General features: G+C 68.6%; 20 protein-coding genes. 12 read left to right on the top strand and 8 right to left on the bottom strand.

The features are described 5' to 3' along the window. Positions 1-29 precede the first annotated feature (29 nt). The 4 genes from ACTIFS_RS05285 to ACTIFS_RS05270 all read left to right on the top strand — a co-directional run bounded on the left by ACTIFS_RS05285 (position 30) and on the right by ACTIFS_RS05270 (position 3,538). Positions 30-560: a GtrA family protein gene (locus ACTIFS_RS05285; protein WP_439572991.1), complete on the top strand. Its 531-nt coding sequence runs from the start codon at positions 30-32 to the stop codon at positions 558-560. A 245-nt stretch (positions 561-805) separates the two neighbouring features. Next, complete coding sequence (locus tag ACTIFS_RS05280; protein WP_439572990.1) at positions 806-1,243, top strand: acyl-CoA thioesterase; 438 nt, start codon at positions 806-808, stop codon at positions 1,241-1,243. A 145-nt stretch (positions 1,244-1,388) separates the two neighbouring features. Further along, entirely contained in the window at positions 1,389-2,900 is a 1,512-nt protein-coding gene (locus tag ACTIFS_RS05275; protein WP_439572989.1) for a L,D-transpeptidase family protein, read from the top strand. A gap of 14 nt (positions 2,901-2,914) precedes the next feature. Next, positions 2,915-3,538: a hypothetical protein gene (locus ACTIFS_RS05270; protein ID WP_439572988.1), complete on the top strand. Its 624-nt coding sequence runs from the start codon at positions 2,915-2,917 to the stop codon at positions 3,536-3,538. Positions 3,539-3,751: 213 nt separating this feature from the next. Here ACTIFS_RS05270 and ACTIFS_RS05265 read toward each other — a convergent pair whose 3' ends face one another. After that, on the bottom strand, positions 3,752-5,425 hold the full coding sequence (locus ACTIFS_RS05265; RefSeq protein ID WP_439572987.1) for a formate--tetrahydrofolate ligase: 1,674 nt from the start codon (positions 5,423-5,425) through the stop codon (positions 3,752-3,754). A gap of 141 nt (positions 5,426-5,566) precedes the next feature. Between ACTIFS_RS05265 and ACTIFS_RS05260 the strand changes: the two genes are divergently transcribed. Then, positions 5,567-6,478 carry a 2-dehydro-3-deoxygalactonokinase gene (locus ACTIFS_RS05260; RefSeq protein WP_439572986.1) on the top strand — a complete coding sequence of 304 codons (912 nt, stop codon included), beginning with the start codon at positions 5,567-5,569 and terminating at the stop codon, positions 6,476-6,478. A 6-nt stretch (positions 6,479-6,484) separates the two neighbouring features. On the opposite strand, the gene ypfJ is transcribed toward ACTIFS_RS05260, so the two are convergent. Then, positions 6,485-7,405 carry a KPN_02809 family neutral zinc metallopeptidase gene (gene ypfJ / locus ACTIFS_RS05255; RefSeq protein WP_439572985.1) on the bottom strand — a complete coding sequence of 307 codons (921 nt, stop codon included), beginning with the start codon at positions 7,403-7,405 and terminating at the stop codon, positions 6,485-6,487. A gap of 232 nt (positions 7,406-7,637) precedes the next feature. On the opposite strand from ypfJ, the gene ACTIFS_RS05250 reads away from it, so the two are divergent. From ACTIFS_RS05250 to ACTIFS_RS05230, 5 genes are all read left to right on the top strand, one after another. Further along, a complete protein-coding gene (locus ACTIFS_RS05250) occupies positions 7,638-8,801 on the top strand; it encodes a site-specific DNA-methyltransferase (protein ID WP_439572984.1) in 1,164 nt (387 codons plus the stop codon). A gap of 103 nt (positions 8,802-8,904) precedes the next feature. Further along, on the top strand, positions 8,905-9,903 hold the full coding sequence (locus ACTIFS_RS05245) for an efflux RND transporter periplasmic adaptor subunit (RefSeq protein ID WP_439572983.1): 999 nt from the start codon (positions 8,905-8,907) through the stop codon (positions 9,901-9,903). Next, the gene (locus ACTIFS_RS05240) at positions 9,900-11,135 is read left to right on the top strand and encodes an ABC transporter permease (protein ID WP_439572982.1); all 1,236 of its coding nucleotides are present in this window, start codon (positions 9,900-9,902) and stop codon (positions 11,133-11,135) included. Before ACTIFS_RS05245 ends, ACTIFS_RS05240 begins: the two co-directional genes overlap by 4 nt. Next, entirely contained in the window at positions 11,132-11,857 is a 726-nt protein-coding gene (locus ACTIFS_RS05235; protein WP_439572981.1) for an ABC transporter ATP-binding protein, read from the top strand. Before ACTIFS_RS05240 ends, ACTIFS_RS05235 begins: the two co-directional genes overlap by 4 nt. Positions 11,858-11,867: 10 nt before the next feature. After that, complete coding sequence (locus ACTIFS_RS05230; RefSeq protein WP_439572980.1) at positions 11,868-12,260, top strand: hypothetical protein; 393 nt, start codon at positions 11,868-11,870, stop codon at positions 12,258-12,260. A gap of 3 nt (positions 12,261-12,263) precedes the next feature. On the opposite strand, the gene ACTIFS_RS05225 is transcribed toward ACTIFS_RS05230, so the two are convergent. The 5 genes from ACTIFS_RS05225 to groES form a co-directional block, all read right to left on the bottom strand. After that, entirely contained in the window at positions 12,264-13,835 is a 1,572-nt protein-coding gene (locus ACTIFS_RS05225) for a TRAP transporter large permease (protein WP_439572979.1), read from the bottom strand. Continuing rightward, positions 13,835-14,521: a TRAP transporter small permease subunit gene (locus ACTIFS_RS05220; RefSeq protein ID WP_439572978.1), complete on the bottom strand. Its 687-nt coding sequence runs from the start codon at positions 14,519-14,521 to the stop codon at positions 13,835-13,837. Before ACTIFS_RS05220 ends, ACTIFS_RS05225 begins: the two co-directional genes overlap by 1 nt. A 100-nt stretch (positions 14,522-14,621) precedes the next feature. Further along, complete coding sequence (locus tag ACTIFS_RS05215) at positions 14,622-15,746, bottom strand: TRAP transporter substrate-binding protein (protein ID WP_439572977.1); 1,125 nt, start codon at positions 15,744-15,746, stop codon at positions 14,622-14,624. A gap of 294 nt (positions 15,747-16,040) precedes the next feature. Then, positions 16,041-17,681 carry a chaperonin GroEL gene (groL, locus tag ACTIFS_RS05210; RefSeq protein WP_439572976.1) on the bottom strand — a complete coding sequence of 547 codons (1,641 nt, stop codon included), beginning with the start codon at positions 17,679-17,681 and terminating at the stop codon, positions 16,041-16,043. 56 nt (positions 17,682-17,737) lie between these two features. Further along, positions 17,738-18,028 carry a co-chaperone GroES gene (groES, locus tag ACTIFS_RS05205; protein ID WP_106749553.1) on the bottom strand — a complete coding sequence of 97 codons (291 nt, stop codon included), beginning with the start codon at positions 18,026-18,028 and terminating at the stop codon, positions 17,738-17,740. 216 nt (positions 18,029-18,244) lie between these two features. Between groES and ACTIFS_RS05200 the strand changes: the two genes are divergently transcribed. Next, positions 18,245-18,727 (top strand): MarR family winged helix-turn-helix transcriptional regulator, encoded by a 483-nt coding sequence (locus ACTIFS_RS05200; RefSeq protein WP_439572975.1) that lies wholly within the window; start codon positions 18,245-18,247, stop codon positions 18,725-18,727. A 118-nt stretch (positions 18,728-18,845) separates the two neighbouring features. Beyond that, positions 18,846-19,352 (top strand): PaaI family thioesterase, encoded by a 507-nt coding sequence (locus tag ACTIFS_RS05195; protein WP_439572974.1) that lies wholly within the window; start codon positions 18,846-18,848, stop codon positions 19,350-19,352. 8 nt (positions 19,353-19,360) lie between these two features. On the opposite strand, the gene ACTIFS_RS05190 is transcribed toward ACTIFS_RS05195, so the two are convergent. Continuing rightward, positions 19,361-20,236 (bottom strand): NmrA family NAD(P)-binding protein, encoded by an 876-nt coding sequence (locus ACTIFS_RS05190; protein ID WP_439572973.1) that lies wholly within the window; start codon positions 20,234-20,236, stop codon positions 19,361-19,363. Positions 20,237-20,287 lie beyond the last annotated feature (51 nt).

Below are 20,287 nucleotides of genomic sequence, written 5' to 3'. Positions count from 1 at the left end.
AAGTCATGGCACGGCAGGCCGGCTGCTTCATGGCCCAAAAGCGTGTAGAGCACGGCCCCATGGTGAACGGCAGACAACAGGACGGGCGGACGGACCGCGCTGCGGGCCTCCTTTCCCGGCTGGTGTCGCTCGCCCGCCGGGAGGCGCCGAAGCTGGTCTCCTTCGGCCTGATCGGCGTGCTCAACGGCGTCGTGAACTATGCCGTCACGGTTGGGGTGACGCTTGCGGTCCTCGCGCCACTGGCACTGGCGGGCAACGACCTCGCGCTGGGCGCCGCAAAGGCGCTCGGCTGGGCGGTGGCGGTGAGCAATTCCTACCTGCTCAACACCTGGTTCACCTTCGCCGACGAGAGCGGCCGGCGGTTCGGCTGGGCGACCTATCTGCGGTTCGTCGCCTCCGGCACAGCCGGTCTGGTGGTCGAGGTCGGCAGCTTCCTCCTCGCCGTGCGGTTCCTGCCGCTGGCGCTCGCCGCGATCGTGCCGATCGGCCTCGCCTTCCTGGTCAACTTCGCCATGACACGCCTGCTGGTCTTTCCGGACCGGAGCCGGCGCGAGCCCTGACGGCCGGCGACAACCCCGCTCCGGACCTGTGATCCACCGGCAACCACCACCGTAGAAGTCGAGAAGCCCGCAAGGCTTCCGGCCCGGTGGCCCCTCCCGTCTGCTGCCGTGCCGGGCGGCCGTCCCGCGCCCCCGGGGCGGCCGCCAGCTTTCTCCCGGCCTGTCGGGCCGGCTGTTCGTGGGGCTTTTCTCCGGGCGCAGGATCGGGTCTGGTCGCATCAGCGAACCAGCCTCGAGTGACGCCGATGTCCAGCCGCCCCCTGCCCCGCCCGCGTGACGATTTCTGCTGGTTTGCCCCGATCCAGACGCGCTGGTCGGACAACGACCAGTACGGCCATGTCAACAACGTCGTCTATTACGCCTATTTCGACACGGTGGTGAACGCCTTCCTCATCCGCGAGGCCGGGCTGGAGCCGGGCCGTGGAGCCTGGATGGGGCTGGTCGTCGACGCGCGCTGCTCGTTCTTCACGCCCTCCAGCTATCCCGAGCCGCTGGAGGCCGGCCTGCGCTTTGCCGAAAGCGGCCTGTCGAGCCAGCGCTACGAGATCGGCATCTTCCGGCCGGGCGGCCCCGAGACGCTGGCCCACGGCCATTTCGTCCATGTCTATGTGGACGCTACCACGCGGCGACCGGTCGCCCTGCCCGACAGCCTGAAACAGGCGATGGCGCGCTTCGCACCCTGACGGCTGCCGTGCCACGGCATCGCGATCCTGCGGTCAGGCCGCGGCGGCAGGTCGCACCCTGACGCCGTCTTTGCTTGAATTTCGCCACGACCTGCCGGCAAAAGGGGAGATGCTCCGATTTGCTGCCATGGTCCGGTACCGCCAGATGACACGAATGCCTGCCCACCGGCTGATCCCGGCGGCCCTGATGGGCGCCGCCGCCGTGCTGCTTCACATGGGCAGCGCGGCCGAGGCGCAGCAGCCGCCCGCTCAGGCGACCGCACAGCCGGCCGCCAGCCCGCCGGCGCAGTCGCCCTCCCCGACACCCGCAACCGGCGCTCCGGCAGCCGCAGCCGAGGCGGCCCCGCAGGCAAGCCCCCAGCCCCCGACCGCCCAGGCCCCCGCCAGACGGCCGCGTCCCCGGCCCGCCCCGCCCGCACGTGTCACGGCGATTTCCACCGACCCGCAGCCGACCTACGGCCCGCAGACCATTGCACGCACGCGCGCGGCGCTCGATGCCTACCGGACGATCGCCATGCGCGGCGGCTGGGGCACGCTGCCGGACAATGCGCGGCTCAATCGCGGTGCGCGCGGGCCGCAGGTGGCGGCCCTGAAGCGGCGGCTCGCCATCGAGGGCGATCTGGCCCCCGGCGCGGCCATCGGCGACCTCTTCGACGAGGCGACGCTGGCCGCCGTCCAGCGCTTCCAGCGGCGTGTCGGCCTCGTGCCGTCCGGTGTCGTCGCGGCAGCCACGGTGCGCCAGTTGAACATCCCGGCCGAGTGGCGTGTCAGGGCGCTGGAGAAGTCGCTGGAGCGGCTTTCCGACAGCCGCTTCGCCTTCGGCCACCGCTATGTGATCGTCAACATTCCTGCGGCGGCGGCCGAAGCGGTCGAGAACGGCGTCGTGCAGCGCCGCCACGTCGTCATCGTCGGCAAGAAGGAGCACGCCTCGCCCATGGTCGAGACGCGGCTCACCGTCGTGAACTTCAACCCGACATGGACGATCCCGACCTCGATCATCCGTCGCGACATCATCCCGCGCATGCGGCGCAATCCCGCGACGCTGGCCAATATGCGCGTTCGCATCCTCGACCGCACCGGACGGGAGGTCGATCCGGCCGCCATCAACTGGGCGACCGATCGCGCCGTCAACTACACGCTGAGGCAGGACCCCGGGCCGGGCAATTCGCTCGGCCGCGTGCGCATCGACATGCCCAATACCGAGGCGGTGTTCATGCATGACACGCCCTCGCGCCGGCTGTTCGCGGCGGATTCGCGCTCGCTCTCGTCCGGCTGCGTGCGCGTGGCCGATGTCACCGAATTCGTCGCCTGGCTGATGGGGCCGCAGGGCTGGACGCGCGAGCGCGTGGCGGCCGAGATGAACCAGCCGCAGCGCAAGGACGTCCGCCTCACGCAGGCCGTGCCGGTGGCCTGGGTCTATCTGACCGGCTGGGCCGCGGCGGACGGCACCGTGCAGTTCCGCGACGACATCTATGGCCATGACCGGCCGGGTGCCGAGCCCGTGCGGGTCCTGCGCCCGGCAGACAGGCCGGCCGGCGAGCCGGCAGCCATAGCGCCGCCGGTGCAGCGGGCGCCGGCCCAGCCCGGCCTGTTCGAGGGGCTGTTCGGCGCGCAGTCGCAGCGTCAGCGCGAACCCTCGCTCGACATGCGTTACTGAGCAGCGGCCCGGCCGTGCCGCTTCCGAACCGCGTCGATCCCTTCGGCGGCATCCACGCGGTCGCGCAGCGTGGCACGTTGTTCGGCAATCGCGGCGGGCGCTTCCACCGGGACGACCGAACGCTTCATTCACGCCCCTGGGCGTCCCGGCAATGGATCTGCTGCGTGCTCGCCTTCAAGGGCCGCAGGCGGACGCCGCTGATGGGGCGTGGCTATACCGAGCTGTTCTTCCTCGACGAGGTGACGGCGCTCGCCGCCGGCCATCGGCCCTGTTTCGAATGCCGTCGCGCCGATGCCACGCGCTTCGCCGCAGCCTGGGCGCGGGCGAAGGGGCTGGCGCATCCGCCGAAGGCGCCCGCGATGGACATCGTGCTCCATGCCGAGCGGCTGGACGGGCGGGAGAAGCGGACATGGCGGGCAGAGGCCGCCGGGCTGCCTGATGGGACGATGATCGTGGTAGGAGGCGAGGCTTTCGCCCTGCGCGGCGAGGCGGCTTTGCCGTGGAGCTTCGCCGGCTATTTCCCTGCCCTGCCACGGCCTTGGCGTGAGGTCGATGTGCTCACGCCGCCATCGACCATCGCCGTGCTGCGCGAGGGTTTTGCACCGGTCTGGCACAACAGTGCCGGCCCGGTGGCCTGATCGCGTTGCAAAACGGTTCCTGCGTCCTTCGAGGCTCCCCCTATCGGGCTCGCACCTCAGGATGAGGTGGGTGGTGTCGGGCAGGCAGGCGAACGCGTGGTCATCGTCATGCGGCGGGCCATTCTCAAACCTCCTCATCCTGAGGTGCGAGCGAAGCGAGCCTCGAAGGACGCACTTGGGTCGTGCCGGTGGCCTGACCCAGCCAACCACCCGTCAGAACAGCCCCTCGATCTGGCCGTCCGGATTGACATGGATGGCCTCGGCCGCCGGCAGGCGCGGCAGGCCGGGCATGGTCATGATGTCCCCGCAGATGGCGACGACGAAACCGGCCCCAGCCGCAAGGCGCACCTCGCGAACCGGCACGACATGGCCCTCCGGCGCGCCGAGCAGGGCCGGATCGGCCGAGAAGGAATATTGCGTCTTGGCCATGCAGACCGGCAGGTGGCCGAAGCCGGCCGCGTCGAAAGCGGCAAGGTCGGCGGCGGCCTTCGGCGCGATGGCGACATCTCCGGCACGGTAGATGCGGGTCGCCACCGTGCGGATCTTGTCGGCGAGGCCCATCGCGTCCGGATAGAGCGGCGCGAAGGCGGCGCTGCCCGCCTCGCAGAGCTCGACCACGCGGCGCGCCAGGTCCTCGGCGCCGGCGGCGCCCTCCGCCCAGTGGCGGCACTGCACGGCCTCGACGCCGAAGCGGTCGCGGCAGATTTCGGCGATGAGGCGGTGCTCGGCCTCGCTGTCGGTGGTGAAATGGTTGATCGCCACCACGACCGGAACGCCGAAGGCGCGGACGTTCTCCACATGCCGGCCGAGATTGACGAGACCGGCCTCGAGGGCCGCGAGGTTCTCGCGCGCAAGGTCGGGCTTGGCCACGCCGCCGTTCATCTTCAGGGCGCGGACGGTCGCCACGATCACCGCGGCATCGGGCTTCAGGCCGGCGAGACGGCACTTGATGTCGAAGAACTTCTCCGCGCCGAGATCGGCGCCGAAGCCGGCTTCCGTCACCACATAATCGGCCAGCTTCAGGGCCGCGCGGGTGGCGATGACCGAATTGCAGCCATGGGCGATGTTGGCGAAGGGTCCGCCATGGACGAGCGCCGGAGAACCGTCGATGGTCTGGACGAGGTTCGGCTTCACCGCATCCTTGAGGAGGGCCGTCATGGCGCCGGCCGAGTTGAGGTCGCCCGCGGTCACCGCCCGGCGGTCGCGGGTATAGGCGACGACGATGCGCGAGAGGCGGGCTTCGAGATCGGCGAGATCGTCGGCGAGGCAGAAGCACGCCATGACCTCGGAGGCGACCGTGATGTCGAAGCCATCCTCGCGGGAGAAGCCGTTGGCCGCCCCGCCGAGGCCGGCGACGGTCTGGCGCAGGGCGCGGTCGTTCATGTCGAGGACCCGCCGCCAGACGATGCGGCGGGTGTCGATACCCAGCGCGTTACCCCAGTAGACGTGGTTGTCGACCAGAGCGGCCAGCAGGTTGTGCGCCGACGTGATGGCGTGAAAATCGCCGGTGAAGTGGAGGTTGATCGCCTCCATGGGCAGGACCTGCGCCCGGCCGCCGCCGGTCGCCCCGCCCTTGGTGCCGAAGACCGGGCCGAGGGACGGCTCGCGCAGCGCGATCATGCAGCGCTTGCCGATGCGGTTGAGGCCGTCGCCAAGGCCGACCGTGGTGGTGGTCTTGCCCTCGCCCGCCGGTGTCGGATTGATGGCGGTGACAAGGACCAGCCGGCCGTCGGGTCGGCTGGCAAAGCCGTCGATAGCGGCCAGATCGAGCTTGGCGATGTGCCTGCCATAGGGTTCGAGCGCCGCCTCGTCGATGCCCGCGCGGGCTGCGATGGTGGCAATCGGCTGGAGCGTCGCCTGGCGGGCGACCAGAAGATCGTGGGACATGGGCTGATCTGGGGACGGGGCGGGATTGGCAGGGTCAAGCAGTGTTATAGAAGCGGCGCGGTCGAAGTCCATGACGGGGAGCCATGTGGGCGAGGCCCGTCAGGCATGCGGCGGATGAGCGCCGGAAAGGAAGAGCGGACAATGACAGACGCCCGGCTGATCGGCATCGACTGGGGAACCACCTCGTTCCGCGGCGCCCTGATGGACGCGGGCGGACGCATTCTCGACCGCATCGAGGACCGGATCGGCCTCACGGCGATCCAGGATCGCGCCTTCGAGGCCGCGCTGGAGGCGGCCATCAGCCCGTGGAGCGGCGATGCGCGCCTGCCGGTCATCGCTTCCGGCATGGTGACCAGCCGCACCGGCTGGGTGGAGACGCCCTACCTGCCCTGCCCGGCCGGGGCCGACGAACTGGCCGGCGCGCTGACCGCCATCACCACCAGCGCCGGCCGGCACCTGTCCTTCGTCACTGGCATGAGCTTCCGCCATGCGGACGGCGCGCCCGACGTGATGCGCGGCGAGGAAACCCAGATTGCCGGCATCGCCCGGCCCGGCGAGCAGTTGCTGGTGCTGCCGGGCACGCATTCCAAATGGGCGCATGTCAGCGACGGCCGCATCCTCGGCTTCCGCACCGCCATGACCGGCGACGCCTTCGCCGCGCTGAAGGACCACACGGTCCTGCGGCTGACGACCGGCTCATCGGGGGGCGACGGGCAGGCGGCCTTCGCCGCCGGGGTCCGGACCGGCTTTGCCGAAGGCGGCGCGGGCCTGCTCGGCCGGCTGTTCCGCCTGCGGGCGGGCGCACTGCTCGGCGACTATCCGGCGGAGGAGACGGCCGAGCGCCTGTCCGGCCTGTTGATCGGCACGGAAATCGCCGAGGCGCACCGCTTTGCGCCGGGCCTTGCCGCCCCGGTCGTGATCGTCGGCGGAGCGGAGCTTGCCACGCGCTACGCGGCGGCCTTCGCGGCGCTGGGCATGGCCGCCGAGGCCGCCGACCCGGATGCAGCCTTCCACGGACAGTTCCGCATCGCGCGGCAGGCCGGGCTGGTGTGAACCGGATCAGAGCTGGGCGGCGCGGAAGGTGTTGCAAGCGGCGACCTGCCCGCTTCTGAGCCCGGTCATGAACCAGCGCTGGCGCTGCTCCGAGGATCCGTGGGTGAAGCTGTCGGGCACGACCTGACCCTGGCTGCGGCGCTGGAGCATGTCATCGCCGATGGCGGCGGCCGTCTGCAGGGCGCCCTGCACGTCGCGCTCGTTGATGAAATTGTAGCGCTGCTGGGTGTGGAAGGCCCAGACCCCGGCGAAGCAGTCGGCCTGCAGTTCCACGCGCACCTGCATGTTGTTGCTCTCGGCCTCGCTGCGGGCGGCGCGCTGGGCCTGCTGCACGCGCTGGAGCACGCCCATCAGGTTCTGGACGTGATGGCCGACCTCGTGGGCGACGACATAGGCATAGGCGAAGCGGCAGGCGTTCTCGTCGCCCTGGCAGCCGCGGAAGCGGGTGGTCAGTTCGCGGAAGAACGAGGTGTCGAGATAGACCTTCTGGTCGCCCGGGCAATAGAACGGCCCCATGGCCGACTGGGCCGCTCCGCAGCCCGAGCGAGTGGCCCGCTCGAACATGACGAGGCCGGGCGCCTGGTAGCGCCGGCCGGCCTCCTCGAAGATCTTCTGCCAGGCATCTTCGGTGGAGCCGAGGACAGCGGCGACGAAATCTCCCATCTGGTCGGTGGGGCGGCCGGCCGGCGAACGCTGTGCTGGCGCCTCGCGCTGCTGGGTCTGCCTCACTCCGCCGCCGGTCACGGCATCGTAGCCGCCGACGAGTACCGCCGGATTGATGCCGGTCATGTAGGAGATCAGGCCGACAATGATCATGCCACCGATGCCGAGCCCGGCGGGCCCGCCGGGCAGGGCACCGCCACGGCCGCCGCCTCCGCCCCGGCGGTCGTCGATATTGTCGGAACGCCTCAGATCGTCGTAACGCATGGCTACAATCCCGGTTGCCGCGGCGCCATCATGCCGCCGGCCCGGAGGCCCCGCAACTCCCAAGGCGGGACAGTGTTTTACTTCGTGTTTACCTTAACGATTTCTGAGCATTTACAATTTGGTGACAGAATAATTCGCACATGCCGTCAGCGGTTTAAGTATGCCTTTACCCTGCCGGGCCAATCTCGCGAATGCGTAGCGACACGTTGTTTTGCGTACCGAGTGCCGCCCCATGCCGCAGAGTTCGAACGGATCCGCCCGATCAGGTGACCGCGTACGGGCGGTCCGTTCGCCAGCGCTTGCGCCCGACATCGAGCCGGGCCTTGCCGGCCGGATCGTCCTCGGGGACTGCGTTGCGGCGCTGGCGGCGCTGCCTGCGCAGTCCATTGACGTGATCTTCGCCGACCCGCCCTACAACCTCCAGCTTCAGGGCGACCTGCACAGGCCCGACGACAGCCGTGTGGATGCGGTCGACGATGCCTGGGACCAGTTCGAGAACTTTGCCGCCTACGACGCCTTCACCCGCGCCTGGCTGACCGCGGCGCGGCGGGTGCTGAAGCCCGACGGCACGATCTGGGTGATCGGCTCCTACCACAACATCTTTCGCGTCGGCACGGCGCTTCAGGACCTCGGCTTCTGGGTGCTGAACGACGTGATCTGGCGCAAGGCGAACCCGATGCCGAACTTCCGCGGCCGCCGGTTCACGAATGCCCACGAGACGCTGATCTGGGCCTCGCGCGATGCCAAGGCCCGCTACACCTTCAACTACGAAGCGCTCAAGGCCGGCAACGAGGATGTCCAGGTCCGCTCGGACTGGTTCATCCCGCTGTGCACCGGCGAGGAGCGCCTGAAGGACGGTGCGGGCCGCAAGGTCCACCCCACGCAGAAGCCGGAAGCGCTGGTCGCCCGCGTGCTGCTGTCCTCGACCCGCCCCGGGGACGTTGTCCTCGACCCCTTCTTCGGCTCCGGGACCACCGGGGCCGTTGCAAAGCGCCTCGGCCGCCGGTTCATCGGGATCGAACGCGATCCCGCCTATGCGAGAGCGGCCGAGGCGCGCATTGCCTCCGTGGAACCCCTGGCGGAGGCCTCGCTTGCCGCCTTCACGACGGCCCGCGAGGCCCCGAGGGTGGCGTTCGCGGCGCTGGTCGAGCGCGGTATGATCGCTCCCGGCACGGTTCTGACCGACGACAAGGGCCGCTATCAGGCCGTGGTGCGCGCCGATGGGGCGCTGATGGTCGGCCCGCAGGTCGGTTCCATCCACAAGATCGGCGCGCTGGTGCAGGGCGCACAGGCCTGCAACGGCTGGACATTCTGGCACCTGAACGACAATCGCGGCCGCCTGTCGCCGATCGACACGCTGCGCGCCCGCATCCGCGAGGAGATGGGTGCGGCCTGAGCACCCGTTGCGGAACCGTCCCGCAGACCAGACATGACACCGATCAAGGCCGGTTGGCCGGTCTTGCGGCATGGGGCAGTCTGGTCCCAACGGGAAGAAGCACATGCGGCTGCGCTCCCTCATTGTCCTGCTGGTCGTCGCGGCTCTTGCCGCCGGCGGTCTTTACTGGCGCCTCGGGCGCGGCGAGGAGGTTCGCCTCCAGCCGGTCGGGCGCGGCACGGCGGCCGAGATCGTCTATGCCACAGGCGTGGTGGAGCCGGTGCGCTGGGCCAAGATGGCCTCCATGGTGCGCGAGCGGATCGTCGAGCACTGTGCCTGCGAGGGCCAGCCGGTGAAAGCCGGCGCCATGCTGGTGCGCCTCGACGACCGGGAGGTGCGCGCCAATCTGGCCGAGCAGCAGGCGCGCCTGGCCCTTGCGACGCGGGAGCTTGAGCGCGTCACCGCCCTGCTGCAGCGCGGCGTCTCCACCCAGCAGGCCTCCGACAAGGCGACCAGCGACCTCGCCCAGATCCGCGCGCTGGTGTCGGCGACCACCGAGCGGCTGGCCAATTATACGATCCTCGCGCCGCGCGACGGCATCGTGCTGCGGCAGGACGGCGAGGTCGGCGAGGTGGCCGATGTCGGCCAGATCCTGTTCCGGGTCGGCGATCCGCGCCCCCTGCAGGTGACAGCGGAGGTGGCCGAGGAGGACATTCCCCGTGTCATCGCCGGCCAGACCGTGCTGCTGAGAACCGATGCCTTCCGCGACCGGCGGCTCGCCGGCACGGTCCGCGAGATCACGCCGATGGGCGATACGGCCACCAAGACCTTCCGCATCCGCATCGCCCTTCCGGACGATACACCGCTGCATTTCGGCATGTCGGTGGAGGCCAATATCGTCACGCGCGAGGCCGAGGCCGCGCTCCTTGTGCCCAATGAGGGGCTGGTCGGCGGCGCGGTGTTCACGGTCGAGCAGGGCCGGCTGGTGCGCCGTCCGGTCCAGACCGGCATCCGCGGCACGCGCATGACGCAGGTGCTGTCGGGCCTTGCCGAGGGCGACCTGATCGCCGTGCCGGCGGAGGCGCGCTGGCGAGGCGGCGAACGGGCCCGGGTGGCGCCGTGAGCCTCGTTCTCGACATCGCCACCATCCACATCCGCGCGCGGCTTCGGCAGACCGTCGTCGCGGTGATGGGGGTCGCCATCGGCGTCGGCTTCTCGGTGATGATGGCTGCCCTGATGCAGGGCTCGCAGGAGGATTTCGTCCGCACGCTGGTCAATGCGATGCCGCATGTGGCGATCAACGACGAACGCCGCGACAATCCCGCCCAGCCGGCGGAGACCACGTTTGACGCAGCGCAGATCCGCGGCCTGCTGCCAGCGACGCGCCGGCGGGGAATCTCGAACCCGATCGCGACCATCGCCTCGCTGGAATCCTGGGTTCCCGGCTCGGTGACCCCCTCGGTGCAGGCGCGCGGCATCCTGCGCTATGCCGGCAAGGATGTGGCCGCGTCCATCGTCGGCATCGACCCGCAGCGCGAGCCGCGCGTCTCGCAGCTGGTCAACCACCTGCGCCAGGGCTCGCTTCCCGCGCTCTACCGCGCCACCAACGCCATCATTCTCGGCGACCGGCTGGCCGAGAAGCTGGGCGCGCGCGTCGGCTCCAACATCTCCATGTCCGCCGGCACCGGCCGGGTCATCACCGGACAGGTGGTCGGCCTGTTCCGTTCCGGCGTGAGGGCGGTGGACGAGACGCAGTCCTATGTCCTGATCAAGACCGCGCAGGTGCTGGCCGAGCAGACGGGCCTGATCAACGAGATCCGCATCCGGCTGAACGACCCGATGATCGCCCGCCAGGTCGCCGAGCGGATCGGCATCGACACGGGGCTGAAGGCGGTGTCCTGGCAGGAGGCCAACGAGGACATCATGTCGGCCTTCATCATCCGCAACGTGATCATGTACACGGTGGTCGGCGCCATCCTGCTGGTCGCATCCTTCGGCACCTACAACATCATCTCGACCATCACCTTCGAGAAGAGCCGCGACATCGCCATCATGAAGTCGCTGGGCCTGAAGGAGGCGACGGTGCGGCGCATCTTCGTGCTGGAGGCCGTGGCCATCGGCCTCGGCGGGGCGGCCATGGGCTGGATGCTCGGCTATGCGCTGACGCTCGGGCTCGGCTCGGTGGAAATCCGGACCGGTTTCACTGATGCGACCCGCCTGCCGGTGATCGTCATGCCGCTGCATTATGCGGTTGCGGGGGCGGTTGCGCTCGTCTCCTCGGCGGTCGCCGGCTACTTTCCGGCGCGCAAGGCGGCGCGCGTCCATCCGGTCGAGATCATCCGGGGGGCGACATGAGCGCTGCCGCCGCAGGCCCGATCATCGAGGCGCGCGGGGCGACCCGCATCCTGCCCGGCGTGGTGCCGGTGACGCTGGTCGCCGATATCGACCTTGCCGTCCACCGCCGGCAGTTCGTTGCCATCACCGGGCCGTCGGGTTCGGGCAAGTCCTCGCTGCTCTACCTTCTCGGCCTGCTCGACGTGCCGACGGCCGGGTCGATCTGGATCGAGGGCCGCGACACGCAGACCATGGACGACGACGAACGCGCCGCGACCCGGCTTGCCACGCTCGGCTTCGTCTTCCAGTTCCACTTCCTGCTGCCCGAACTGACGCTGACACAGAATGTCGCCCTGCCCATGCGCGCGCTGGCCCGGATGCCATTGCGCCAGATGACCGAGCGCGCCGAAGGATTGCTGGAATCCCTCGGGCTGAAGGACCATTGCCACAAGCGGCCCGAGCAGATTTCCGGCGGCCAGCGGCAGCGGGTGGCGGTGGCGCGGGCGCTGGCCAACGACCCGCCCCTGATCCTCGCCGACGAGCCGACCGGCAGCCTCGATTCGAAATCCTCCGAGCAGGTGTTCCAGATCCTGCGCGACCTCGTCGATCGCGATGGCCGCACGGTGGTGGCCGTGACCCATTCCATGGAACTGGCCGACCGGATGGACCGGCGGGTGCATCTGGTGGACGGCCGGATCGTTTCCGATAGGCTGCAGCCGCAGAGGGCGCCCGAGCCGGCGTGAGCGGCGTCCCGTGCGTGACATCCCGTGCGTGCCGGTGCTGCCTTCGCCGGCCACGCTTTTTCGCGCCACCCGTCGCAAAGGAACGCTCGCCATGCCCTTCCGGACCTTCGCCCTCGCGGCCCTGCTCGCGTCCCTCGCTCCCGCCCTTCCCGGCCTTGCCGCAGCCGCATCGGCCGAGCCCGTCGCCATCGAGATGCAGGGCCTTCACCGGGCCTGCCAGCGGGCGCTGCCCTCCGCGCGCCGCTTCATCGGCCTGCCCGGCCGGGTGGCCCAGCGCCGGTTCCGGGCGCCGCGCGGGGTGGTGGTGCGCGCCTGCGCGATCTGCACGCGCGACTACCGGCCCAACCGCCTGACCTTCGGCCTCGACATGACCGGCATCGTGCGCTCGGCGACCTGCGGGTAGCCCTCAGCGGTAGAGCGTGTTCGGCAGCCAGAGCGCGACGCCGGGGAAGATATAGACCACCGCCATGGCGACGACGACCAGCGCGATGAACGGCATCACGCCGGCAAAGATCTGGTTGATCGTCACATGGGCCGGCGCCACGCCCTTCAGATAGAAGGGCGCCATGGCCACCGGCGGCGACAGGAACGAGGTCTGGATGTTGAGCGCGATCAGGATGCCGAAGAACAGCGGGTCGATCTTGAAGGCGTCCAGAAGCGGCAGGAAAATCGGCACGAAGATGACGATGATCTCGGTCCATTCCAGCGGCCAGCCGAGGATGAAGATGATCACCTGTGCCAGGATCATGAACATGACCGGCGACAGGTTCAGCGCCTCGACGAAATTCTTGATCGGCTCGTGACCGCCGAGAATGGCGAAGATCGACGAGAAGATGAACGAGCCGACGAACAGCCAGCACACCATGGCCGAGGTGCGGGCGGTGAGGAAGGCGGATTCCCTCAGCTTCTGGAAATCCAGCGACCGGTAGGCCGCCGCAAGCAGGACCGAGCCGAGAGCCCCCACCGCGGCCGCTTCCGTGGGCGTGGCGATGCCGAAGAAGATGGCGCCCAGCACGCACATGATCAGCATGGTGAGCGGGAAGAAGCTCTTGGCCAGTTCCTTGAAGACGGACTTGCCGAGAATGAGCAGCAGGATGAAGCCGATGGCCCCGCCGGCCAGCACCACATAGGCCAGTTCCCGCGGCAGGTTGTAGCTGATGGTGCGCACCGGAATGCCGGCCGGCGTGGTGAGGGTCCGCACGAGGTTCAGCAGCCATTCGAGCCCGAAGACGAAACCGTAGACGACCGGCACGAAGGCGACGACGATCACCACATATTTGATGAGGGCCGGCCATTCCCGGGCGAAGTCGAAGCCGAGCGGCGCACGCTGGTCCGCCGGCAGCTTGGGCGCCAGCGCCGGATTGATCATGCAGCGCACGATCACATAGAGCACGTAGAGCGTTGCCAGTAGCAGGCCGGGGAAGAAGGCGCCGGCATAGAGCTTCGGCACCGAGACGCCGGCGGTGGCGCCGTAGAGGATGAGCATGACGCTCGGCGGGATGAGGATGCCGAGACAGCCGCCGGCACAGACGACGCCTGCCGACAGCCGTTCGTCATAGCCGGCGCGCAGCATGGCCGGGAAGGCCAGCAGCCCCATGAGGGTCACGACCGCACCGACAATGCCGGTGGCGGTGGCGAAGATGGTGCAGGTGACCAGCGTGGTGATGGCCAGCGATCCGGGCAGGCCGCCGATGGCAAGCTGCACCGAGTTGAACAGGCGGTCGAGGATGTTGGCCCGTTCGATAATGTAGCCCATGAAGATGAACAGCGGGATGGCGACCAGCACGTCGTTGGTCATCACCGAATAGGTGCGCTGGACAACGAGCGCGAAGACGATGTCGCCCTGCGCCAGGTAGCCGAACATGACCCCGAGCGCCATCAGCGTGAAGGCGATGGGAAAGCCGAGCATGATGAAGACGACGAACAGGACGAGCATCAGCACGCCGAGTTCGGGATTGCCGATCGAGAAACCGAACATCAGGCTGACCTCTGCGACTTGGCCGCCTCGGCCTGTTCGAGGATGACCTTCTCCAGTTCCTCGACGTCGTGGAGGCGCGGAGGCCACTGGCCGGTCCGGATGCACAGCACGCAGCGCACGACCTCGGCGAGGCCCTGGATGACCATCAGCCCGCCGACCAGCGGGATCAGCGACTTGAACGGGAAGACATAGGGCCCGTTGGGGGAATTGGCCGACCGCTCGAAAATGAACCAGGAGAAGTTGGCGAAGGTGAAGCCTGCGTAGCAGAGCGCCAGGATGCCGGGAAAATAGAACAGGATGTAGAGGACGAGGTCGAGCCGGGCCTGCGTGCGGGGGTCCCAGGTGCGATAGAGGAAATCGCCGCGCACATGGGCATTGCGGGCCAGCGCATAGGGCCCCGCCAGCATGAACAGGATGCCGTAGAGCATGTAGCTGACGTCGAAGGCCCACATGGTCGGGGCCTGCAGGACGTAGCGCGCAAAGACCTCGTAGCAGATGGCCGCGGTCAGCGCGACGATCGCCCAAGCGGCGCCCTTGCCGATGAAGGTGGAGACCTCGTCGACCGCGAAGAGAAGGGACTGCAGCCGGCTCGTGTCGGTCCGGCGGATGGTCACCAGCGCGATGGCGACGACCACCAGTGCCAGGAGCCCGAGCAGGATCGCAAGGAAGATGGGATTGGGCGCCATGGCAGGGTCCGGGCGGGATCGGTCGGCATCGGCCGGCGCGGGAGTCGGCCGGCATCGGGTGACCGGCGACCGAAGCCGCCGGCCACGCTTCGCGCAGGCGTTACGAGGCGCCGAAGAAGTGGTTGAACGCCATGTCGCGCGAGGGGGTATTGACCCGCTCGAAGCCGACCGTGCGCTGCACCCAGGCCCGCTGGCTGTCGATGACCTTCTTGAAGAAGGCATTCTCCGCCGACAGGCGGTTCACCACCTTGTCCCAGGCCTCCAGCTGCGCCTTCAGGATGGCGTCCGAGGTCTTGACGACGTTGACGCCGCGCCCGCGCAGGGCCGTCAGGTCCTTGGAATAGCGGTCGAGCGCCTTCCAGTACATGTCGGATGAGGCCGACTCGGCGGCGTATTTCAGCACCGCCTTCTGCTCGGTCGACAGGGCGTCGTACTTCGCCTTGTTGAAGATCACCTCGAAGGCCTCGGCCGCCTGGTGATAGCTCTGCAGCATGTAGACCTTGGAGACGTCGGCGAAGCCGAGCAGGGAATCCGAGCTCGGATTGTTGAACTCGGCGCCGTCGATCAGGCCGCGCTCGAGAGCCGGGACGATCTCGCCGCCGGGCAGGATGGTGACCGCCGCGCCGAGTTCGTTGAACAGGTCGGCGGCCAGGCCCACCGTGCGGTACTTCAGGCCGCGCAGCTCGCTTGCCTGGGTGATCTCCCGCTTGAACCAGCCGAAGGGCTGGCAGGGCATCGGGCCGGTGAGGAAGCCGACGACATTGACGCGGGTGATCTGGGTCAGCAACTCGTTGTAGAGGTCATAGCCGCCTCCATAGTTCATCCAGCCGAGGAAATTGTGGGCGTCCCAGCCGTAGGAGGGCGGCGTGCCGAACAGGGAATAGGCCTTGTTCTTGCCGAACCAGTAGGCGGTGACGCCGTGGCCGCCGTCGAGGATGCCGGCATGGACCGCGTCCTGAAGCTGGAAGGCGGGCACGACCGCGCCGGCCGCAAGAACCTCCAGCCGGAGCCGGCCGCCGGTCATGGCGTTCACCCGGGTGGCGTAGTCGTTGCAGAACTCGTGGAAGATGTCGCGCTGCGGCCAGGTCGACTGGAACCGGAGCGTGACGGTCTGGGCATTTGCCACATTGGGGGCAGCGACCGTGGCTGCAGCCGTCGCGCCCGCAAGGGCCAGGAAACGACGGCGATCCGCCTTCGGCGGCGCCGAAGCATTGGTCTTGGTCATGGGACGTCTCCTCTCGCGACATGGGCCGCTTCTCGCCGCGGCCCTTGTTTGTCGCCAAAGACAAAGACTGAAGCAGGCAGGGAAAACGTCAAGGGTCCTGCGGCGATCGGCGGCACACCCTTGCGTGAGAGCCTGGGACAGGTGCTTTTCCAGAACGGAAAAGTCGCCACGGGGCGCCCATTCCTGACGGGTTCGGTGAACTTGTACGGCGCGCGCCTTGGCGCGTGAGGGTCGGCTCAAACGAAAAGGGGCGCCCGAGGGCGCCCCTTCCGTAGCAAAGCCTGGTGATTGGACTTAGAAGTCCATTCCACCCATGCCGCCGCCGCCCGGCATGGCCGGAGCAGCCGATTCCTTCTTCGGGGCCTCGGCGATCATCGCACCGGTGGTGATGAGCAGCGAGGAGACCGAAGCGGCGTTCTGGAGGGCGGTGCGAACCACCTTCACCGGATCGACGATGCCGGCATCGAACATGTCGACATATTCTTCCGTCTGGGCATTGAAGCCGAAGGTCGCCGACTTCGATTCCATGATCTTGTTGACCACGATCGAGCCTTCGACGCCGGCGTTCTCGACGATCTGGCGGATCGGCGACTCGATGGCCTTCAGGACGATGTTGATGCCGGCCTGGACGTCGGAATTGTCCGACTTCAGCTTCAGCAGGTTGGCCTTGGCCCGGAGCAGGGCGACGCCGCCGCCGGGAACGATGCCTTCCAGCACCGCCGCGCGGGTGGCGTTGAGCGCGTCGTCAACGCGGTCCTTCTTCTCCTTGACCTCGACTTCCGTCGCGCCGCCGACCTTGATCACGGCCACGCCGCCAGCAAGCTTGGCCAGACGCTCCTGCAGCTTCTCGCGGTCGTAGTCCGAGGTGGTCTCCTCGATCTGCGCCTTGATCTGCGTGATGCGGGCCTCGATGTCCTTCTTCTTGCCGGCGCCGTCGACGACCGTGGTCTTTTCCTTCTCGATCAGCACCTTCTTGGCGCGGCCGAGCATGGCAAGCGTCACGCTCTCCAGCTTGATGCCGAGGTCTTCGGAGATGACCTGGCCGCCGGTGAGGATCGCAATGTCCTCCAGCATGGCCTTGCGACGGTCGCCGAAGCCCGGAGCCTTGACGGCCGCAACCTTCAGGCCGCCGCGCAGCTTGTTGACGACGAGCGTGGCGAGAGCCTCGCCCTCGACGTCCTCGGCGACGATCACCAGCGGCTTGCCGGTCTGCACCACCGCCTCGAGCACGGGCAGCATGGCCTGCAGGCCGGTCAGCTTCTTCTCGTGGATGAGGATGTAGGCGTCCTCGAGATCCGCGATCATCTTGTCGGCATTGGTGATGAAGTAGGGCGAGAGGTAGCCGCGGTCGAACTGCATGCCCTCGACGATGTCCACCTCGGTGTCCAGCGACTTGGCTTCCTCGACGGTGATGACACCCTCGTTGCCGACCTTCTGCATCGCATTGGCGATCATCTCGCCGATCAGCGCGTCGCCATTGGCGGAGATGGTGCCGACCTGGGCAACCTCGGCCGAGGACTTCACCTTCTTGGCGGCCTTCTCGATGGTCTTCACCACGTCGAGAACGGCCATGTCGACGCCGCGCTTCAGATCCATCGGGTTCATGCCGGCGGCGACGAACTTGGCGCCTTCCTTCACGATCGACTGGGCCAGAACGGTGGCGGTGGTGGTGCCGTCGCCGCCGAGATCGTTGGTCTTGGAGGCGACCTCACGGACCATCTGGGCGCCCATGTTCTCGAACTTGTCGGAAAGCTCGATCTCCTTGGCGACGGTGACGCCGTCCTTGGTGATGCGCGGCGCGCCGAAGCTCTTCTCGATGACGACGTTGCGGCCCTTGGGGCCGAGCGTGACCTTCACGGCCTCCGCGAGGATGTCGACGCCGCGCAGCATCTTCTCGCGCGCGTCCTGGCCGAATTTCACGTCCTTGGCAGCCATTGTGGCTTACTCCTGTCGGAAAGATTGAATGGGGAGGAAGGGAGCGGTTCGCGCGATTACTTCGCGATCACGCCCATGATGTCGCTCTCCTTCATGATGAGGAGGTCGACGCCGTCGATCTTCACTTCAGTGCCGGACCACTTGCCGAACAGCACCTTGTCGCCCTTCTTGACGTCGAGCGGGACAAGCTTGCCGGCCTCGTCGCGGCCGCCCGGACCGACGGCCAGGATCTCGCCCTCCTGGGGCTTCTCCTTGGCGGTGTCCGGGATGATGATGCCACCCTTGGTCTTCTCTTCGCCCTCGAGGCGGCGGACGACCACGCGGTCGTGCAGCGGACGGAACTTCATGGATCTCTGGTCCCTGGCATGAGCGGCCCCGAAGGCCGCGGAATATCGGATCGGCCGTCTGGCCGGGCTGTTAGCACTCACATCGAGTGACTGCTAACGGCGGTGGACATAGGCTCTTGCCGGAAAGGAGTCAAGAATGCCGCGGACTATGGTGAATCCAGGCGGGAGACCCCACATCGGCTTGACGCGGCTCCCTTCGCGCCGGATCGTGACAGCATGACGACGCCGACCGCATCGACCCCCTGCTCCCTGCCCGACGAGGTGACCCTCGCGCGGATCGGACGGTCGTGCATCTGCTATCAGACCCGGATGACCGCCCACGCCGTGACGCGCGCCTATAACCGCGCGCTGGCCCCGCTCGGGCTGGAGGTCACCCAGTTCAACATTCTGGCCGTGCTGGCCGCCATGAAGTCCGGCTCGGTAACCGCGCTGTCGGAGGCCCTTGCGCTCGACCGCACGACCATGACCCGCAATCTGAAGCGGCTGGAGGCCACGGGCCTGGTGCATGTCACCAGCGGGGCAGGCCGCGCGGTGCGTCCCGACATCACCGAGGCCGGCATCCGCCTGCTCTGCGCGGCGATGCCGCTCTGGGAGGCCGAGCACGCCAAGATGGAGAAGGCGGTCGGTGCCGAGGTCTGGGGCGCCACCCGCGAGGGCCTCAGGGCCATCCGGCGCAGCCTGAAGGTCGGCGAGGGCTGAGAACCCGGCCGCAACTGCCCGCCTGCCGACCCCGCACGGCCTGACCGCCGATTGACGCGTTCCGGCGCCGGCTTTATCGTGCAAATACACGATACATCGCCTGCCCCCGGAGCCGAACATGACCGACGTAGCTGCCAGCCCCGCCCTCCGCTACGGCGTCGTCGACATGGCCGAGGCGACCGGGCAGGACGGCATGGATTTCCTGCGCGGCATGCTGGAGCAGCGCTATCCCGCGCCGCCGATCGCCGGCGCCATGGGCTTCATCCTGACCGAGGCAGAGCCCGGCCGCGTGGTCTTCGAGGGCACGCCCACCGCGGATTTCCTCAATCCGCTCGGCACCATTCACGGCGGATGGACGGCCACGATCCTCGATTCCGCGCTCGGCTGCTGCGTCCACACGCTGATCAAGGCGGGACAGGCCTATACGACCGTCGAGATGAAGGTGAACTACGTGCGCGCGCTGATGCCCCATACCGGCCTCGTCCGCTGCGAGGGCAAGGTCATCCATGCCGGCGGGCGCATCGCCACTTCGGAGGCAAAGCTGGTCGACGGCAAGGGCCGCCTGATCGCCCATGGCACCGAGACCTGCCTGATCTTCGACGCGCGCCCGTCCGCACCGGCCTGAGAGGCGGGTCAGGCCGCGGCCCGAAGCGCCGCAACGATCCGGCCGACCGCCCTGTCGAGCGGGACGGTGCCGCGGCGCAGGTCCCTGCCGGGCTCCTGAGCCACCTTCCCGCCGGCAATGCCGTCGTACATTGCAAGAAGCGCGGCGGCGACCTGCGGCGGGACCCCCTCGGCGGCAAGCAGGGCCGCCCGCTGGCCGGGCGGAACAAGAACCGGCGTCACCGCCCGACCGAGCACGCCCGCGAAAGCTGCCGCGACATCGCCGGGGCTCCAGTCCTGCGGCCCGGACAGTTCGACCACGCGGCTTCCGGTCCAGTCCTCCCGAAGCAGTTGCGCGGCGGTCCGGCCGACATCCTCCGTGCTCACCATCGGCAGGGTCTGGGCGGGAGCGATGAAGGTCGGCAGAACCCCTTCGATCACCGCGGCCTGCGCCACCTCGCTCCAGGTCTCCACGAAATAGCCGGGCCGCAGGAAGGCTGTCGCCGTCGCCGCTCCATCCAGCAGCCGTTCCATCCGGTTCAGCGTGACGATCACGCCGGTGCCGTCGGCGTGCTGCGCCCCGATCGACGACAGGACAACGGCCTTCGGCAGCCGCACGCGCCGCGCGCCCTCGGCCAGCGCGCGGCCGATGACCTCCGTCTGTTCGAAGGGGTCGCCGCTGACGGGCGGCGGATTGAGCAGGAACGCTCCGCTGGCGCCATCCAGCGCCGCGGCCACGGCACCGGCATCGTCCATGCTCGCAATGGCGACCTGCGCCCCCGCCGCGGTCCATGGCCCCGCCTGCTCCGCCCGTCGCAGCACGACACGAACAGCCTCGCCCGCCGCCATGAGGGCGCGCGCCGTCTCCCCGCCCGCCCGGCCATTGGCCCCGAACACCACCTGCATGATCCGTCTCCCTGGTTGCCGTGATCGCGGCGTCATGGCTAAAGGGCAGGA

It is taken from the genome of Phreatobacter sp., assembly GCF_051860605.1.
Taxonomy (GTDB): Bacteria; Pseudomonadota; Alphaproteobacteria; order Rhizobiales; family Phreatobacteraceae; genus Phreatobacter.
Note: the sequence above shows the minus strand (reverse complement) of the source record. Positions and strands in the feature narration are given on the sequence as shown.

Excerpts from the sequence above, each read along its gene's own strand:
- ACTIFS_RS05285 (WP_439572991.1), top strand. The coding sequence starts at position 30 with ATGGCCCAAAAGCGTGTAGAGCACGGCCCCATGGTGAACGGCAGACAA.
- ACTIFS_RS05280 (WP_439572990.1), top strand. The coding sequence starts at position 806 with ATGTCCAGCCGCCCCCTGCCCCGCCCGCGTGACGATTTCTGCTGGTTT.
- ACTIFS_RS05275 (WP_439572989.1), top strand. The coding sequence starts at position 1,389 with ATGACACGAATGCCTGCCCACCGGCTGATCCCGGCGGCCCTGATGGGC.
- ACTIFS_RS05265 (WP_439572987.1), bottom strand. The coding sequence starts at position 5,425 with ATGTCCCACGATCTTCTGGTCGCCCGCCAGGCGACGCTCCAGCCGATT.
- ACTIFS_RS05260 (WP_439572986.1), top strand. The coding sequence starts at position 5,567 with ATGACAGACGCCCGGCTGATCGGCATCGACTGGGGAACCACCTCGTTC.
- ypfJ (WP_439572985.1), bottom strand. The coding sequence starts at position 7,405 with ATGCGTTACGACGATCTGAGGCGTTCCGACAATATCGACGACCGCCGG.
- ACTIFS_RS05250 (WP_439572984.1), top strand. The coding sequence starts at position 7,638 with ATGCCGCAGAGTTCGAACGGATCCGCCCGATCAGGTGACCGCGTACGG.
- ACTIFS_RS05245 (WP_439572983.1), top strand. The coding sequence starts at position 8,905 with ATGCGGCTGCGCTCCCTCATTGTCCTGCTGGTCGTCGCGGCTCTTGCC.
- ACTIFS_RS05235 (WP_439572981.1), top strand. The coding sequence starts at position 11,132 with ATGAGCGCTGCCGCCGCAGGCCCGATCATCGAGGCGCGCGGGGCGACC.
- ACTIFS_RS05225 (WP_439572979.1), bottom strand. The coding sequence starts at position 13,835 with ATGTTCGGTTTCTCGATCGGCAATCCCGAACTCGGCGTGCTGATGCTC.
- ACTIFS_RS05220 (WP_439572978.1), bottom strand. The coding sequence starts at position 14,521 with ATGGCGCCCAATCCCATCTTCCTTGCGATCCTGCTCGGGCTCCTGGCA.
- ACTIFS_RS05215 (WP_439572977.1), bottom strand. The coding sequence starts at position 15,746 with ATGACCAAGACCAATGCTTCGGCGCCGCCGAAGGCGGATCGCCGTCGT.
- groL (WP_439572976.1), bottom strand. The coding sequence starts at position 17,681 with ATGGCTGCCAAGGACGTGAAATTCGGCCAGGACGCGCGCGAGAAGATG.
- groES (WP_106749553.1), bottom strand. The coding sequence starts at position 18,028 with ATGAAGTTCCGTCCGCTGCACGACCGCGTGGTCGTCCGCCGCCTCGAG.
- ACTIFS_RS05200 (WP_439572975.1), top strand. The coding sequence starts at position 18,245 with ATGACGACGCCGACCGCATCGACCCCCTGCTCCCTGCCCGACGAGGTG.
- ACTIFS_RS05195 (WP_439572974.1), top strand. The coding sequence starts at position 18,846 with ATGACCGACGTAGCTGCCAGCCCCGCCCTCCGCTACGGCGTCGTCGAC.
- ACTIFS_RS05190 (WP_439572973.1), bottom strand. The coding sequence starts at position 20,236 with ATGCAGGTGGTGTTCGGGGCCAATGGCCGGGCGGGCGGGGAGACGGCG.